The 16,406-nt window shown below is 33.9% G+C and carries 16 protein-coding genes; 10 read left to right on the top strand and 6 right to left on the bottom strand.

Features of this window, described 5'->3' with window-relative positions; translation table 11 throughout:
- Positions 1–63: 63 nt before the first annotated feature.
- The 3 genes from ACUN3A_RS10100 to ACUN3A_RS10090 form a co-directional block, all read right to left on the bottom strand.
- The gene (locus ACUN3A_RS10100) at positions 64–1,101 is read right to left on the bottom strand and encodes an NADP(H)-dependent aldo-keto reductase (RefSeq protein ID WP_445551169.1); all 1,038 of its coding nucleotides are present in this window, start codon (positions 1,099–1,101) and stop codon (positions 64–66) included.
- A 287-nt stretch (positions 1,102–1,388) separates the two neighbouring features.
- Complete coding sequence (locus tag ACUN3A_RS10095; RefSeq protein ID WP_445551168.1) at positions 1,389–2,327, bottom strand: OmpA family protein; 939 nt, start codon at positions 2,325–2,327, stop codon at positions 1,389–1,391.
- 204 nt (positions 2,328–2,531) lie between these two features.
- The gene (locus ACUN3A_RS10090) at positions 2,532–3,293 is read right to left on the bottom strand and encodes an exodeoxyribonuclease III (protein ID WP_445551167.1); all 762 of its coding nucleotides are present in this window, start codon (positions 3,291–3,293) and stop codon (positions 2,532–2,534) included.
- Positions 3,294–3,492: 199 nt separating this feature from the next.
- On the opposite strand from ACUN3A_RS10090, the gene ACUN3A_RS10085 reads away from it, so the two are divergent.
- Complete coding sequence (locus ACUN3A_RS10085; RefSeq protein WP_445551166.1) at positions 3,493–5,307, top strand: GNAT family N-acyltransferase; 1,815 nt, start codon at positions 3,493–3,495, stop codon at positions 5,305–5,307.
- A 45-nt stretch (positions 5,308–5,352) separates the two neighbouring features.
- Here the strand turns inward: ACUN3A_RS10085 and ACUN3A_RS10080 are convergent, their stop codons facing one another.
- The 3 genes from ACUN3A_RS10080 to ACUN3A_RS10070 form a co-directional block, all read right to left on the bottom strand.
- Entirely contained in the window at positions 5,353–5,790 is a 438-nt protein-coding gene (locus ACUN3A_RS10080; protein ID WP_445551165.1) for a DUF2752 domain-containing protein, read from the bottom strand.
- A 7-nt stretch (positions 5,791–5,797) separates the two neighbouring features.
- Entirely contained in the window at positions 5,798–6,178 is a 381-nt protein-coding gene (locus ACUN3A_RS10075; protein ID WP_445551164.1) for a DUF4234 domain-containing protein, read from the bottom strand.
- 83 nt (positions 6,179–6,261) lie between these two features.
- Positions 6,262–7,212, bottom strand: coding sequence for a 2-hydroxyacid dehydrogenase (locus tag ACUN3A_RS10070; protein ID WP_445551163.1), 951 nt, complete (start codon positions 7,210–7,212; stop codon positions 6,262–6,264).
- 118 nt (positions 7,213–7,330) lie between these two features.
- Between ACUN3A_RS10070 and nhaA the strand changes: the two genes are divergently transcribed.
- From nhaA to ACUN3A_RS10025, 9 genes are all read left to right on the top strand, one after another.
- Positions 7,331–8,482: a Na+/H+ antiporter NhaA gene (gene nhaA / locus ACUN3A_RS10065; protein ID WP_445551162.1), complete on the top strand. Its 1,152-nt coding sequence runs from the start codon at positions 7,331–7,333 to the stop codon at positions 8,480–8,482.
- Positions 8,483–8,849: 367 nt separating this feature from the next.
- The gene (locus tag ACUN3A_RS10060) at positions 8,850–9,368 is read left to right on the top strand and encodes an outer membrane beta-barrel protein (RefSeq protein WP_445551161.1); all 519 of its coding nucleotides are present in this window, start codon (positions 8,850–8,852) and stop codon (positions 9,366–9,368) included.
- A 273-nt stretch (positions 9,369–9,641) separates the two neighbouring features.
- Complete coding sequence (locus ACUN3A_RS10055; RefSeq protein ID WP_445551160.1) at positions 9,642–10,343, top strand: CoA transferase subunit A; 702 nt, start codon at positions 9,642–9,644, stop codon at positions 10,341–10,343.
- 80 nt (positions 10,344–10,423) lie between these two features.
- The gene (locus tag ACUN3A_RS10050; RefSeq protein ID WP_445551159.1) at positions 10,424–11,080 is read left to right on the top strand and encodes a CoA transferase subunit B; all 657 of its coding nucleotides are present in this window, start codon (positions 10,424–10,426) and stop codon (positions 11,078–11,080) included.
- 110 nt (positions 11,081–11,190) lie between these two features.
- Positions 11,191–11,814 (top strand): outer membrane beta-barrel protein, encoded by a 624-nt coding sequence (locus ACUN3A_RS10045; protein ID WP_445551158.1) that lies wholly within the window; start codon positions 11,191–11,193, stop codon positions 11,812–11,814.
- Positions 11,815–12,001: 187 nt separating this feature from the next.
- Positions 12,002–12,610 (top strand): outer membrane beta-barrel protein, encoded by a 609-nt coding sequence (locus tag ACUN3A_RS10040; RefSeq protein ID WP_445551157.1) that lies wholly within the window; start codon positions 12,002–12,004, stop codon positions 12,608–12,610.
- A 265-nt stretch (positions 12,611–12,875) separates the two neighbouring features.
- Positions 12,876–14,348, top strand: coding sequence for a rhamnogalacturonidase (locus ACUN3A_RS10035; RefSeq protein WP_445551156.1), 1,473 nt, complete (start codon positions 12,876–12,878; stop codon positions 14,346–14,348).
- Positions 14,349–14,527: 179 nt separating this feature from the next.
- On the top strand, positions 14,528–15,643 hold the full coding sequence (locus ACUN3A_RS10030; RefSeq protein ID WP_445551155.1) for a sensor histidine kinase: 1,116 nt from the start codon (positions 14,528–14,530) through the stop codon (positions 15,641–15,643).
- A complete protein-coding gene (locus ACUN3A_RS10025) occupies positions 15,640–16,329 on the top strand; it encodes a LytR/AlgR family response regulator transcription factor (RefSeq protein ID WP_445551154.1) in 690 nt (229 codons plus the stop codon). The genes ACUN3A_RS10030 and ACUN3A_RS10025 overlap by 4 nt, the downstream gene beginning before the upstream one ends.
- The last annotated feature ends 77 nt before the right edge of the window (positions 16,330–16,406 follow it).

The raw sequence follows: 16,406 nt of genomic DNA, 5'->3' as shown, positions 1-16,406 counted from the left end.
TTTAAAAAAAGCCACCAAAAAATTAAATTTATGGTGGCTTTTGTTTATTTGATGATATTTGAATTACGGTGCTGGATCAGGAATAACCGCCTGAATAGCATCAATTTCTTTTAAAATTTCTCCTGAAAGAGAAACTGTAATCGTATCAATATTCTCTTTGAGCTGTTCCATTGTAGTCGCTCCGATAATTGAACTCGTTACAAAAGACTGCTGCTGTACAAATGCCAAAGCCAATTGTGTTAATGTTAATCCGTGTTTGTGCGCTACTTTTTGGTATAGTTTGGTAGCTTCTGTTGATTTTGCACTGCTGTATCTTGCATATTGCGGAAACAAACTCAGTCTTGCATTAGGATGACTTTCCCCTGTCAAAAATTTACCTGATAAAACTCCAAAAGCCAATGGCGAATACGCCAATAATCCCACATTCTCGCGAAGGGAAACTTCGGCTGAAGCATTTTCGAAAAGACGGTTCAATAAAGAATATGGATTTTGAATGGTTTTGATTCTTGGCAAATTATGGTACTTACTCTCTTCAAGAAAACGCATCACTCCCCATGGATTTTCATTAGAAACTCCAATATGTTTGATTTTCCCCGCTTTCACTAAGCCATCTAATGTTTCCAGAACTTCATGGATATTATCTTGCCAAGCATCTTCTTGAATTTTAAGACCTCGTTGTCCAAAGCAATTGGTTTTACGTTCTGGCCAATGCAATTGATAAATATCCAAATAATCGGTTTGCAGACGCTGCAAACTCTTGTCTAAAGCATATTGAATACTAGCAGGAGAAAAATCCAGTTTGTCGCGCATGTAGCCAAAAAGTGGATTCGGTCCAGCAATTTTGGAAGCTAAAACTACTTCTTCTCTTTTTCCAGTTTTTTTGAACCAGGTACCAATGATTTTCTCAGTGCTTCCGTAGGTTTCTTCTCTGCTTGGAATAGAATACATTTCGGCCGTGTCAAAGAAATTCACTCCATTGTCGAGAGCGTAATCCATTTGGGCATGTCCTTCGGATTCTGTGTTTTGCTGTCCAAAAGTCATCGTCCCCAGACATATTTTGCTGACTTTGATATCGGTATTCGGTAAAGTGGTGTATTTCATTTTTTTAAGTGGCTAAGATTCTAAGAAACTAAGTTGCTAAGTTTTGTTTGAAAGCAAAGATAAAAATTAGTTTATCGATTATGGATTGGCTACGATTAATTTTAACTTTGATTGCGAAATGGGCCACAGATTTAACGGATCGAACAGATTTGCGCGGATTTTTTATTGTTTTTTTTAAACGCCATAGTCAGAATATGGATTTTGGGTTTAACAAAAAAGGTTCAACGTTTTCACGTGAACCTTTTCAACTTAGAATCTCAGTATCTTAGAGTCTTAGCATCTTCCTCCTAAAACTCATTCAACATTTTTGAAATTTCGTCCAATTTTGGAGTTAGAATAATTTCGATTCTACGATTTTTTGCTTTTCCTTCTGCAGATGTATTAGGTGCTAATGGAGAATATTCACTTCTTCCTGCTGCGGTAAGATTTTGTTTGTTTACTTTTTTGTTTTCACCCAAAATTGTAACAATAGCTGTAGCTCTTTTAGTTGAAAGATCCCAGTTGTCAGCAATTGGTCCAGAACCTTCATATGGATCATTATCAGTGTGTCCTTCTATCAATACAGAGATATCAGGATTATCGCCCAATACTTTACCTACTTCAACAACCGCTTTTTTACCTTCAGAACCTACGGCCCAACTTCCGGAATTGAAAAGCAATTTGTTTTCCATAGAAACATATACTTTTCCGTTTTTTTGTTCTACTGTCAAACCTTTGCCTTCAAAACCATTTAGCGCTTTAGAAAGCGTTTCTTTTAGTTTTTTCATGCTAGCTTCTTTCGCCGCGATAAGATCTTCCAATTCTTTTAAGCGTTGACTGCTTGCATTCAGTTTTTCTTGTTCTTGTGCCAAAGCTTTTGCTTTTGCATCTAGTTGTGCCAATAGATCACGATTTTTTTTCATGTTGGCCTCCAATGATTCGTTGCTATTTTTTTCTAAAGCAGCGTACGAATCCTGCATCACTTTCATTTTGTTTTTGGCAGCTTCATAATCAGCCTGAACTTTCGCTAAGTTGGCGTTGGTATCATCCAATTTGGATTGTAAAGCAGTTTTTTCGGATTCTAATTGTTTTTTGGAAGCCAAAAGAGCAGCATTCTCATCTGAAATATTTCTGTTTTCTTTTTTTAAATCGGCAAATTTGGTTTCAAGATCATTGTAGATTTTCTTGGAAACACAAGAAGTTGACAATGCTAAAACTAAAAGTCCGATGGAAATTTTTTTAATCATTTTTGTTACGTTTTATTATTTATTGTGGTATTAATCAAAAGTTCTTTAAAAACGTAAGGCCCTAGCCCCGATAGCAGTGAAAATCCTCCCGATTTTTCTTCGGGAGATTGAAACGAATAGCGGGATTAGCTCCTTAAAATTTTCATTACTTTATTATTTGCAATTGATATTGATATTGATATTGTCATTGCTATTGAAATTCTCCTATTCTATTTCTACCAAAACCGGGCAGTGATCAGAATGCACAGCATCTGGTAGTATAACGGCTCTTTTGAGTTTATGTTTTAAAGAGTCGCTCACTAAATTGTAATCGATGCGCCAACCTTTGTTATTCCCACGAGCTCCAGCGCGATAGCTCCACCATGAATATTGGTGCGGCTCGGAATTGAAATGACGAAAACTATCAACAAAACCAGATTTCATGAATTTATCCAGCCACGCTCGCTCTTCAGGTAGAAAGCCTGATACGGTTTTGTTTCGAATCGGATCGTGAATGTCAATCGCTTCATGACAAATGTTGTAATCCCCACAAATGATAAGATTAGGAATGGTTGTTTTGAGTATATCAATGTAGTTTTGAAAGTCATCCATGAACATGAACTTATGACTTAAACGATCGATATTAGTTCCCGAAGGCAAGTACAAACTCATTACAGAGCAGTCATCAAAATCGGCTCGAAGATTTCGTCCTTCAAAATCCATATGCTGAATTCCTGTTCCGTATACTATATTGTTGGGCTTAATTTTTGAAAGAATGGCAACGCCACTATAGCCTTTTTTGGTAGCTGGATAATAGTATTGATAAGGATAACCCGCAGCCGTAATGTCGGCAACAGGGATTTGTTCTTCGGTAGCTTTGATTTCCTGTAAACAAATAACATCTGGATTGGCATGTTGAAGCCATTCAATAAATCCTTTGGTGATTGCGGCACGAATTCCGTTTACGTTGTACGATATTATCTTCATTAGTTAGCTTTAGTTTTATATCCGAAATATTTTTGACTAGATTAGAAGGTTCATCTTCCCTATTTTCAATCACACCATCAGATTATTATTTTATTCTGGAATCCAAAAGTAGTAAAAAGCAGAAAGATTGATTCAAAAAAAAACATAAAAAATGGACTATTTTGCTATCTTTGCGTCTTGCTCAAAAAAGAAAAAATAAATGGGTTTAGTTACCGCGAAAGAAGTTGCAAAGACAATAAACACTGATAAGTACGGGGTTTTCGGTACTTTTTCTGGCTGGTTGTTGATGAAAGTTTTAAAGATTTCGACATTAAACAAAATATACGACAGGAACAAGCACTTAAAGGAGTTGCCGTTCTTGAATGCCATATTGGATGAGTTTCAAATTAAATTTGAAATTCCCGAAGAAGATTTTAAACGTTTACCAAAAGATGGTGCTTATATCACTATTTCGAATCATCCGCTTGGAGGAATTGATGGTATTTTGTTATTGAAATTGATGCTTGAGAGAGAACCTAATTTCAAAATTATAGCGAATTTTTTATTGCATCGTATCGATCCAATGAAACCGTATATAATGCCTGTAAATCCTTTTGAAAACCACAAAGACGCCAAGTCTAGCGTGGTAGGAATTAAGGAAACGTTACGTCATCTTAGAGATGGAAAACCTTTGGGTATGTTCCCAGCCGGAGAAGTTTCAACCTATAAAGACGGGAAATTTGTAGTTGATAAAGCTTGGGAAGAAGGTGCTATAAAAGTGATTCGAAAAGCACAAGTTCCTGTAGTTCCTATTTATTTCCATGCCAAAAACAGTCGTTTATTTTATTTTTTATCTAAAATAAGTGACACCCTTAGAACAGCGAAACTTCCTTCGGAATTACTGACTCAAAAGGACCGTATTATCAAAGTACGTGTTGGAAAACCTATTTCGGTTGCCGAACAAAATGAATACACATCTATTGAAGAATACACGGAATTCTTGAGAAAGAAAACCTATATGCTAGCCAATCCTTTTGAAAAAGAAAATAATTTTTTGAATACCGCTAGTTTAAAACCAACTAAAGCTCCAAAGAAAATTGTTACCCCAGCAAGCACCGAAAAGATGATTGCCGAGGTTGAAGCTTTGAGAACAGCAGATCTTCGCCTTTTGCAAAGCAAAAACTACGAAGTCTTTTTCGCAGAAGCCAAACACATTCCAAATATCCTTCATGAAATAGGACGTTTACGTGAAATTACTTTTAGAGAAGTAGGCGAAGGAACAAACGAATCTATTGACATCGATAAATACGATCAATATTACCGTCATCTTTTTTTGTGGGATGATGAGACCAAACAAATCGCAGGAGCATATCGCATGGGATTGGGATCAGAAATTTTTCCAAAATACGGTATTGAAGGCTTTTATTTGAATGGTTTATTCCGTTTTGAACCAGAATTACACGATATGATGAGCAAATCTATCGACATGGGTAGAGCCTTTATCATCAAAGATTACCAACAAAAGCCAATGCCTCTGTTCTTATTATGGAGAGGAATCATACACACTACTTTACATTATCCTGAACATAAATATTTATTAGGTGGTGTGAGTATTAGTAATCAATTTTCGGATTTCTCAAAATCATTGATGATTGAGTTTATGAAATCGCATTATTACGACCCATATATTGCACAATACGTTCACCCGAAAAAAGAGTTTAAGGTAAAATTAAAAGATGCAGATAAGGACTTTATTTTTGATGAAGCTGAATCTGATTTAAATAAATTTGATAAACTTATTGATGAATTAGAACCAGGGATTTTGAGACTTCCTGTACTGATTAAAAAATACATCAAACAAAACGCAAAATTGGTTGCATTTAATGTTGATCCGTTATTCAATAATGCCATAGATGGACTGATGTACATACGAATTGCAGATATTCCAGAAAGCACTATGAAACCAGTTATGGAAGAATTCCAAGCGGAATTAGAACGCAAATTGAATGATAAAGAAGAGCAAGAACAAGACTAAAATCTCACTCATACGCATAAAAAATCCCGAAAGTTTCGGGATTTTTTATTTCCAAATAGATTCTTTTAAAATAGAATCAAATGTGTGGCTTTCAACAAAATAAGTAATTCTCACTATTTGATAGCAAATCAAAAAACAAGCTAGAACGTAAGCCAATTTTTTATTATACAAAATTCCATTGAAATATTCTTTTTTGGTGATTAATTCAGTTACTAAAACAAGTATTGTTACTATACAAAAAACAACTACAAATGGTCCTAAAATATGGTAATACAAACTTTTATAGAGATCGCCTTCATAGAAATAAACTAGTGACTTTGTTATTCCGCAACCTGGACAAGGGAAACCAGTAAGCATTTTGAAAGGACATAAGGACTGATCCGTTTCAAGATGATTATTCTGATTATGCAACATTAAAAAAAATGGAATTATAAGGGTTATTAAAGCCCCTATAATTCCGAGTATTTTACGTTGTCGTTTCATTCTTTTATTAATACAGCTTATTAATTTCGCTTTGCATTATCATCGCTGCAATCATTGGAAAAACCAACCCTAAGATCAAATAAAGCAATGAATCATCTTTAACAGGCAAACCAAGTCTTCTTTGAGTAGCAGGCAAACCATCTTTTCCTGCTAAATAAAAGAAATAACCATTTATCGGATAGCAACAACCAGCAAAAATAGCTATAGGACTCGAAATAATTTCTCTTTCGGATACTGCATTCAACACTTCGGATACTTTTAAATTCCAATAGATTAAATACAGCCCACAGGTTAAAAAGCTCAAAATTAACACCACTACTGGATCTACTTTGAATATTGGAATTGGATTCTTAGGAATATTCCAAGTTTCTTCTGGTTTATTTTCCATAATTTAGAATTTGTTTGTCATTGGACTAAATTATAAAAAATATCATAAAATTCTGTTTTTTAAACAATTAAAATCTTACACACTTATTTTTTACCATACAAAGCTTTAATTTTATCCACAATCACTTGCGCCAATCGCTCATGGCTTTCATAAGTCCAGCCTGCAATGTGTGGCGTTAATATCACTTTTCGCCCATCCAATAAATACTGAAAAGCTTCTGGCGTGTTTTTGTCTTGAAAAAGATTTTCAAAAGACAGCTTCTCGTATTCCAAAACATCTAAACCAGCACCAAGTACTTTTCCCGATTCCATCGCATGAACTAAATCGGCGGTTACTATATTTTTCCCTCTTGAGGTATTAATAATCCAAATGTTTTTTGCGAAAGCATTAATAAAATCCGAATCTACCATTTTGTCCGTTTCAGGTGTCCATGGAATGTGCAAACTCAATACATCTGTTTTTTGTTGTAGTACTTCTAATGAAACCTGCCTAGCATTGGCGTCGCCCACATTTTCTTTAATATCATAACACAACACTTCGACATCAAAACCTCGAAGTTTTTTAGAAAATGCTTTTCCCATATTTCCGTATCCGATGATACCAACTGTTTTGCCGTCTAGTTCGTAACCGCGATTTTTTTCTCGGTTCCATTCACCAGAACGAATTTCGCTATCTGCTATATTCAATTTATTAAAAAGAGATAAAATCATCCCTAGAGTATGTTCACCTACCGCATTACAATTTCCTTCAGGTGCAGCAATGAGAGCCACATTTTTGGAAGTCGCATAATCGCAATCAATACTTTCTAAGCCCGCTCCTACCCTTGCTATGAATTGCAAATTGGTAGCTTTGTCCAAAAACTGTTTGTCGATTTTAAATCGGCTTCGAATAACAATGCCCTGATAATCTTGAATTTTAGCTTCAATTTCTTCTTTAGAAGAAGTAAAATCGGCATGATTTATAAAACCAGCTTGTTCCAATTGCTCCCAAAGCAAAGGATTATTGCTGTCGATATGAAGAATTTTAATGTCCATGATAGGTATAAATAAATTAAGATTTCAAAATTAATTAAAAAATTACGGTTTAGACTTTCAACCTAAATTAATTTACAAATGCTTAAATTAGCCATTCCTATTTAATCCTAATACAAAAATGAGATTAACAAATACATTTACCGAATTTTTTAAAAGTGAAAAAGCAGGCGGTATATTGCTACTTTTTGTAACCATAATTTCATTATCACTAGCTAATTCTCAAATTCAAACTGAATATATTGCTTTTTGGAACACCGAAATTGGACATCACTCCATTACTCATTGGATTAATGACGGATTAATGACCATTTTCTTTTTAATGATTGGATTAGAATTGGAACGGGAAATGTATCATGGTGAATTAGCTAATATCAAAAATGCTGCACTTCCAATTTTTGGAGCATTGGGAGGAATGATTGTACCCGCCGGGATTTTTCTAGCGTTAAATTATGGAACGATTACACAAAACGGAGCTGGAATCCCTATGGCAACCGATATTGCTTTTGCCATTGGTGTTTTATCTTTATTAGGCGACAGAATCCCAGCTTCCTTAAAAATATTTTTAACAGCTCTTGCCGTTATCGATGATTTAGGTGCAATACTTGTTATTGCTTTATTTTACACCGAAACAATTGCTTATAACAATTTGTTAATTGCTTTTGCCATAATGGGTTTCTTATTCATCTTGAATAGACGCAAAGTTCATAATTTAATCCCTTATCTAATTGGCGGTGTTTTTATTTGGTATTTTATGTTGAATTCTGGAGTACATGCAACTATAACTGGTGTTTTGCTGGCATTTGTAATTCCATTTGGAGATGGTGGAAAAAAAACCTCATCGTACCGATTACAGCACTTTTTACACAAACCAGTAGCCTTTATTATTCTCCCGTTATTTGCCATTGCCAATACCTGTATTGCTATAAACACCAACTGGCACGAAGGATTAATTCATTTAAACTCTATTGGAATCATACTTGGACTTGTTGTAGGAAAACCATTAGGAATTTTTCTTTTTTCATTTCTTGCTGTAAGCATTGGAATTTGCACACTGCCAAAAGACTTAAAATGGAAAAATATTTTGGGAGCAGGAATGCTAGGCGGAATTGGATTTACCATGTCCATTTTTATAACTTTATTGGCTTTTAAAAATGATGGTGAAGAAGTCATAACCTACTCTAAAATTGCTATTCTAATTGCTTCTTTTATATCGGGAACTTTTGGTTTTATCTGCTTAAAGCTAACTTTCAAAGCGCCAAAAAACGACTAAAAGAAAATATATAAATAAAAAAATGGTTTTTTAATTCTTTCAAAAGAACATCAAACAACAACAATCCTACGATTATATTTGGATAACGACTACACTCCAAATTAAGAAATTCTACATTCTTAGACCAATAAAAAAACTTTCATTTGAAACTCATATTGAGTTAATAATCTAAATGACAACTGTTTTTTTTCATTAAACAACCATTCAATAAAAGAGCCTTTTTAGCGAAAATCTGGAAATTATATAAATTAAAAATACAAACTTATAACGAGTATTTTAAAAGATTGAATCGCCCAAATATTTCACAACTAAACGTAAAATAAAACATAATTAAAATTATAATTTTACGTTCTAATAAAAAAAACTCATGAAAAAACTTATTTTAATTATTGCATTTGGTTTCATATCAAATGGCATTTTTGCTCAAAGTCCTTTAGAGGAGGGTGGCGTTCAACTTAACGCTGGTGTTGGATTATCTGGTTGGGGAGTCCCAGTTTATGTAGGTCTTGATTATGGAATTGCAAGAGATTGGACTCTTGGAGGTCAACTCTCATTTCAAACAGATGATGACCCTTATCATTACAACAACAATACATACCACTATAATTCATCCGCAATTGGAATTGGAGCTAATGGAAATTATCATTTCAATAGAATATTACATATGCCAAGTAAATTTGACTTCTACGCTGGAGCAAGTTTAACTTATTACATTTGGGATTATGATGATTACGATGGCAATCCACATCCAGACAATACGTCTTTAGGTCTTGGGTTACAAGTTGGTGGCCGTTATTTCTTTAATGATAGATTTGGTATCAATTTAGAACTAGGTGGAAATACAGGAACTAGCGGTGCAAAATTTGGAGTCACCGTTAAATTATAAAATGTACCAATAACTTTCTACAAAAGGGGCTGTCCAAAAGACAGTCCCTTTTTGCATAATTTAAACATACCCTATCCTTACAACGATTTATAAAAAAGTAGCTTCCTTTATTTATAAATTAGAAATAAACTAATATGATTATTTCGTTAAATTTGTTTACTAGATTTATTTTAATTGATATTGATTTATCTACAGTTAAAATAATTATACTTAACAAAAAGCAAAAAAACATCAAAAATTGTAGAAAACAGATATCGCATCAAAGTAATTACTATGATTAACAAAAAAATAAATACCGTTCAGGAAGCACTTGAAGGAGTTGAAAATGGAATGACACTTATGTTCGGTGGCTTTGGGCTTTGTGGTATACCCGAAAACTCCATTGCCGAATTAGTTCAAAAAGAAACGCAACAATTAACCTGTATTTCAAACAATGCTGGGGTTGATGATTTTGGACTAGGTTTACTTTTGCAAAAAAAACAAATCAAAAAAATGATTTCTTCTTATGTGGGAGAAAATGCCGAATTTGAACGTCAAATGCTTTCAGGAGAACTCGAAGTAGATTTAATCCCGCAAGGAACTTTAGCTGAAAGATGTCGTGCTGCTCAAGCAGGTATTCCTGCCTTTTTCACACCTGCTGGTTATGGCACTGAAATTGCCGAAGGAAAAGAGGTTCGTGAATTTAACGGTAAAATGCACATTATGGAACATGCTTTCAAAGCGGATTTTGCTATTGTAAAAGCTTGGAAAGGAGATACGGCTGGAAATCTAATTTTTAAAGGAACTGCAAGAAACTTCAATCCTTGTATGTGTGGTGCTGCCAAAATCACCGTCGCCGAAGTAGAAGAGCTGGTCGAAGCAGGAACATTAGATCCAAACCAAATCCATGTCCCTGGTATTTTGGTACAACGCATTTTTCAAGGGGAAAAATTCGAAAAAAGAATTGAACAACGTACAGTAAAACAAAGAAATTAGATAATTTAGATAATGTGACAATTAGATAATGCGTTTTAATTATCCACTTATCATATTAACTAATTGACACATTTAGAATTATGTTAACAAAAGAAGGAATCGCAAAACGAATTGCTCAAGAATTAAAAGACCGATATTTCGTAAATCTAGGCATCGGAATACCAACTTTAGTTGCAAATTATATTCCAAAAGGAATTGATATCGAATTCCAAAGCGAAAATGGAGTTTTAGGCATGGGACCTTTCCCTTTTGAAGGAGATGAAGATGCTGATATCATCAATGCAGGAAAACAAACTATAACAACCTTGCCTGGAGCTTCCTTTTTTGATTCGGCTACTAGTTTTGGAATGATCCGAGGACAACATGTTGATCTAACTATTTTGGGCGCAATGGAAGTTTCAGAGAATGGAGATATTGCCAATTGGAAAATACCAGGAAAAATGGTCAAAGGAATGGGCGGAGCCATGGACTTAGTTGCTTCAGCAGAGAATATCATTGTAGCAATGATGCATGTTAATAAAGCTGGAGAATCTAAAATTCTTAAAAAATGTACATTACCCTTAACAGGTGTTGGCTGTGTGAAAAAAGTAGTAACCGAATTAGCCGTTTTAGAAATTACTCCCCTTGGTTTTAAACTCTTAGAACGCGCTCCGGGAGTAACTGTGGAGCATATTGTAGCCTCTACCGAAGCTAGCTTAATCATAGAAGGCGAAATTCCAGAAATGACGATTGATTAGGATAACTCCATATTAAGTCTAAAAAATTTAAAGAATATTACTTAGGGTAAGATTAGTTTTATGTTTAACTTATTTAATATATTTACTACAAATAAATTAAATTTAAAAACATGAAAAAAATTTATCACCTATTATTATTTTTATTATTTACAACTATCACAATTGCTCAAGATAAAGGAGCTTTTGTAGCAAACCTTTATGGTAATTATACTTTTTCTGACAGAGTAAACTTTGATTATGGCCACGCTAACATAGAAGAAGGTTTTGAATATGGAATTGGATTAGAGTTTTTCCCTTTAAAATCCTCATCCATCGAAATTAAATATTTAAGACTAGACACCTCAATATCAGTTTATAAATCAAATGGTGACAAAATTGGCTATGATGACAAAGTAGCAATCAATTACATTCTAGTGGGTGGAAATCATTATTTTGACAAAGGAAACAAGCTAACACCATATTTAGGAGCTGGAATTGGAATAGCCATACTCGAAACCCCAAATCAAGATAATGAAACAGACTTTGCTTGTGAAATTAAAGGAGGAGTGAAAATAAAAACTGCATCGATAGTTTCTCTAAATCTTCAGGCTTCAATAAAATCAATATTTATAAATACTGACTACGGCAGTAACATTGGAGGATATTGGGTACCCAATACAGGTCCAAATTACGGAACTTCATTTCAATTTGGCTTAGGAGCTATTGTGGGATTCAATTTTAAAAAAAAGCAATAGCATTTAATTTCGTCAATGAAAAAGTAGGAAGTGTTATTTTATCAGCAAAATTAAAAAATAAGAACGACGCATAACTCCCTAACAAATAAAAGCATTCATTAGCTCAAGCCAGCATTTTTAACACATATTTTGTAATAATTTTAATTTTTTATTTATATTTGTTGTAAACTAAAAACAGACAAAAATTATGAAAAATTACAGTTTATTACTAATCGCTTTTTTATTTTCAGCAAGTATGATAGCTCAAGATAGAGGCTCAGTGGTACTTGATGTTCATGGAACTTATACATTCTCAAACAACGTTAACTTTGATTATGGTCACATTAAAGTTGGCGATGGCTTTACTTATGGTGCTGGATTAGAGTTTTTCCCTCAAAAATCAACATCTATCGAGCTTAAATATTTAAGACTAGATACTTCAATGGATATTGATGTACCAGGTGTTGCTAACGACGTTAATGGTGACGGAGCATTCAACTATATTTTAGTAGGTGGTAATCATTATTTTGACAATGGAAACAATGCGGTTCCTTACGTAGGAGGAGGTCTTGGTATGTCAATTACTGAAGGACCATTTGGAGGAAGCGACACCAACTTTGCTTGGGAAATCAAAGCTGGGGTTAAAATAAAAACTGCTTCTATTGTTTCTGTAAGTCTTCAAGCTAATCTTATATCAACAGTTGCTCCTGCAGGTACAGACACTTACTGGGGTTACTGGGGACCTGTAGCCGTACAGGATTACGCCTATTCTTATCAATTTGGACTTGGAGCTATTATCGGTTTCAATTTTAAATAATAGAAAAAAAACTTATCAAAAAGCAACTCAATCGAGTTGCTTTTTTTTTAGGCGATTAATTCTAATACAAAAGTTTATACCAAAACAGATCTTCACTACATGACGGTACAGGATAAAAAATTCATACTAAATTTGCATCTTGTCAAAAAAAAATTTTAGTATTATTATCCAAATGAAAAGCTTTACCAACTTAATCAAGTTATTTCTATTTCGCTACAAATTTTGCTGTTGCTTGTGTCTTTTTAGCTTCAGTACTATTCAGGCTATGCCAGAAACAATTTTCAATGTTAAGACATTTGGTGCCACTGGTGATAGCAAGACACTTGACACAGAAGCTATCAACAAGACCATTATTGCAGCAGTAAAAGCAGGTGGCGGTACCGTTTATTTTCCCGCTGGCACTTACCTTAGTTATTCTATTCGCCTTCAAAGCCATATTTCACTTTATTTAGATCAAGGGGCTACAATTTTGGCAGCTTCACCTTCTGGCGATATAGGTTATGACTCACCAGAACCTGCCTCAAATGATAGCTTTCAAGATTTTGGACATAGTCACTGGCATAATAGCCTAATATGGGGCGAAAATCTGGAAGACATATCAATCCTCGGACCAGGAAAAATTTATGGAAAAGGATTAACAAGAGGAGGACCTTATAAAGCCCCAATTGGAAACAAAGCTATTGCGTTAAAGCTTTGCCGAAATGTAATATTGAAAGATTTCACCATACTTTATGGCGGGCATTTTGGGATACTTGCTACTGGTGTGGACAATCTAACCATTGATAATCTTAAAATTGACACCAACCGAGATGGAATGGACATTGACTGTTGCAAAAATGTTCGCATATCTAACTGTAGTGTCAATTCTCCATGGGATGATGGTATTTGCCTCAAAAGCTCTTTTGCTCTGGGGTTCAATCGTCCAACAGAAAATGTAACCATCACCAATTGTAGCGTAAGCGGCTTTGACCGCGGCACTTTTTACAATGGTACCTACCAACGAAATGAAGCAAATTTAGTACCTGACAAAGAAGGACCTACTGGACGCATTAAGTTTGGAACAGAATCTAATGGCGGTTTTAAAAACATCACCATCAGTAATTGTGTTTTTGAATATTGCCGTGGACTGGCACTTGAAACAGTTGATGGTGCTGTATTAGAAGATGTAACGATTACCAACATCACCATGCGAGATATTATAAATTCCCCTATTTTCTTACGATTAGGAGCACGCATGCGAGCTCCAGAAGGCACACCAGTAGGCACTTTAAGACGTATCAATATTAGCAATATAAATGTGTACAATGCCGATTCGCGTTTTGCGACTCTTATCAGCGGAATTCCTGGTCATGACATTGAGGATGTTCGCCTTAGCAATATCAGCATTTGGTATCGCCCACTCGATTCTCAGGTAACCAATATTCAAAAAGAAGTACCTGAATATGAAAAAGCATATCCTGAACCACAAAAATTTGGTGTATTACCAGCCTATGGTTTTTTTATTCGCCATGCTAAAAATTTAGAATTAAATAATATCAACCTTTACTTATTAGGCAACGAAACACGTCCAGCAATGATAGTGACCGACGTAAAAGGTATAAAACTGAGAAACATAGCCGCCCAAAAAGGAAGCAATGCTGAATTACTTGTATTAAAAGATGTAAGTAATCTATCTATAAAAGATTGCAAACCATTGAAAAACAAAGAATTTAAAAAAACACGAACAAAAAGTTACTAAGTATAAAACAAAAATACCGTTTAGTTTCGACGGTATTTTTGTTTTAAAATCTTTCCTGTTTGATCTAATGACTAGAAAAGATTTTACCCTTTCTCAAACTACCTCAGTAATCCTCAATTTTACCGCAATAATTTCATCAGAAGTCTTAATAATCATACTTTTGAGAAATTAATTTCATTATGAAAAAGAATATTACCTTTTATGCAATGCATTTTTGCTTGTGTTTTGTATTTCTATTTTTACCGTATGCTTTTACTACAACTGGCAGCATTTTTAGTTTGCCTAAATTAGCAAGCAATCCACACGATAGGATTTATTTTTTCATTTATTTTTTGTTGCTGATCTTCTTCTATTTCAATTATTACATTCTAATTCCAAAAATTTATTTTAAAGAAAGACAAATTACATATGTGATTACTCTCGTTTGTTTTTTATTGTTTTTTCTTTGGATTTCGAAGGTTTTTGATACTCCAGATCATAATTTTCTTGATTTCGGAAATCAGAAACAACAATTTACAGGAGACAGGCCTCCTCCAAGACCAACGCATTTTAATCATCAAAATGTTCCTTTGCCTCACAAAATGCGACAATCAGGATTAGACAATTCGGTTCATTTTGGAGGGCCTCCTACCCAATACAATCATACTATTTTGGTTTATCTTATCGGGGTCATTTCAAGTTTATTCATTGCTATAAAAATTAGGCTTCGAAAAGTAGAAGAAGATAAAATGAAATCAGAATTGTCTTTTTTAAAAGCTCAAATTAACCCACACTTTTTATTCAATACGTTGAACAGTATCTATTCATTAGCCATAAAAAAAGATGACAAAACCGCCGATGCTGTTGTACAATTATCCGAATTGATGCGGTATATTATTACAAATGCTAATGATGATGTTATTGCTTTAGATAAAGAAATCAATTACATCAACAATTATATACAATTACAAAAAACTAGATTAGGAAATACCGTAGCTGTTGATTATACAATGGAGGGAAATGCGTTTGGGAAAGCTATTACTCCACTTATTTTAATTTCATTTATTGAAAATGCTTTCAAACACGGGGTAAATCCAAATGATAATTCCGAAATTTGTATTCGAATTACGATTGAAGGAGAGTATTTGACTTTATTCGTTTCAAATAATAAAGTACAATCTGTTCAAACTGATAGTGGTATTGGCTTACAAAACACGATAGAAAGACTTTCTCTTTTGTATCCCAATAGTCATGTTTTATCTATTAATGATAATCCAAAAAAATATCTGGTAAACTTAACAATTAAAGTAGCATGATAAAAGCGATTGCTCTTGATGATGAACCACCTGCACTGGATATTTTACAAAGTTTCTGCGAAAAAATAAACACTATTGATTTGCAGAAAACCTTTACCAAGTCGGAAGATGCATTCAAATATTTGAAAAAATACCCTGTCGATTTATTGTTTTTAGACATTAATATGCCAGCTATTTCAGGTATTGATTTCTATAAAAAGTTACCACACAAAACGATGGTAATATTCACAACTGCCTATTCTGAATATGCTGTAGAGGGATTTACATTGAGTGCCACCGATTATTTATTGAAACCTATTTCGCTTGCACGATTTGAACAAGCTGTAGAAAAAGCTTACACGCAATGGAAAACACAAAATCAAAACCCAGAACAACAATATCTTTTTATACGTGCCGATTATAGTTTGATAAAAATTTTACTTTCGGATATTTTATTCATCGAAGGACTAGATGATTATCTTAAAATCCATATTCAAAATCAAAAGACAATTGTTGCTCGAATGACATTAAAGGCCATTTTAGAAAAATTACCTGAAATAGATTTTGTAAGAGTCCATCGTTCTTTTATTGTTTCTATATCCAAAATAGAGAAGGTCAGAAATAAAATGATTCACATAAACAACGAAGAAATTCCCATAAGCGCGAGTTACGAAACCACATTTTTTGCTTTGCTCAATAAACAATAACACATCTGACCACATTTAAAACTTATTTACCTCTTAAAATCATCGCATTACCTCATAAATTATAATCCCTTTATGAG

This window comes from Flavobacterium sp. WC2509, assembly GCF_052683105.1.
This window is presented reverse-complemented; position numbering and strand designations above follow the sequence as displayed.

Coding starts and splice junctions, on each gene's coding strand:
- ACUN3A_RS10100 (WP_445551169.1), bottom strand. CDS start 1,101: ATGAAATACACCACTTTACCGAATACCGATATCAAAGTCAGCAAAATA.
- ACUN3A_RS10060 (WP_445551161.1), top strand. CDS start 8,850: ATGAAAAAACTTATTTTAATTATTGCATTTGGTTTCATATCAAATGGC.
- ACUN3A_RS10040 (WP_445551157.1), top strand. CDS start 12,002: ATGAAAAATTACAGTTTATTACTAATCGCTTTTTTATTTTCAGCAAGT.
- ACUN3A_RS10050 (WP_445551159.1), top strand. CDS start 10,424: ATGTTAACAAAAGAAGGAATCGCAAAACGAATTGCTCAAGAATTAAAA.
- ACUN3A_RS10055 (WP_445551160.1), top strand. CDS start 9,642: ATGATTAACAAAAAAATAAATACCGTTCAGGAAGCACTTGAAGGAGTT.
- ACUN3A_RS10090 (WP_445551167.1), bottom strand. CDS start 3,293: ATGAAGATAATATCGTACAACGTAAACGGAATTCGTGCCGCAATCACC.
- ACUN3A_RS10035 (WP_445551156.1), top strand. CDS start 12,876: ATGCCAGAAACAATTTTCAATGTTAAGACATTTGGTGCCACTGGTGAT.
- ACUN3A_RS10075 (WP_445551164.1), bottom strand. CDS start 6,178: ATGGAAAATAAACCAGAAGAAACTTGGAATATTCCTAAGAATCCAATT.
- ACUN3A_RS10030 (WP_445551155.1), top strand. CDS start 14,528: ATGAAAAAGAATATTACCTTTTATGCAATGCATTTTTGCTTGTGTTTT.
- ACUN3A_RS10085 (WP_445551166.1), top strand. CDS start 3,493: ATGGGTTTAGTTACCGCGAAAGAAGTTGCAAAGACAATAAACACTGAT.
- nhaA (WP_445551162.1), top strand. CDS start 7,331: ATGAGATTAACAAATACATTTACCGAATTTTTTAAAAGTGAAAAAGCA.
- ACUN3A_RS10095 (WP_445551168.1), bottom strand. CDS start 2,327: ATGATTAAAAAAATTTCCATCGGACTTTTAGTTTTAGCATTGTCAACT.
- ACUN3A_RS10080 (WP_445551165.1), bottom strand. CDS start 5,790: ATGAAACGACAACGTAAAATACTCGGAATTATAGGGGCTTTAATAACC.
- ACUN3A_RS10070 (WP_445551163.1), bottom strand. CDS start 7,212: ATGGACATTAAAATTCTTCATATCGACAGCAATAATCCTTTGCTTTGG.
- ACUN3A_RS10045 (WP_445551158.1), top strand. CDS start 11,191: ATGAAAAAAATTTATCACCTATTATTATTTTTATTATTTACAACTATC.
- ACUN3A_RS10025 (WP_445551154.1), top strand. CDS start 15,640: ATGATAAAAGCGATTGCTCTTGATGATGAACCACCTGCACTGGATATT.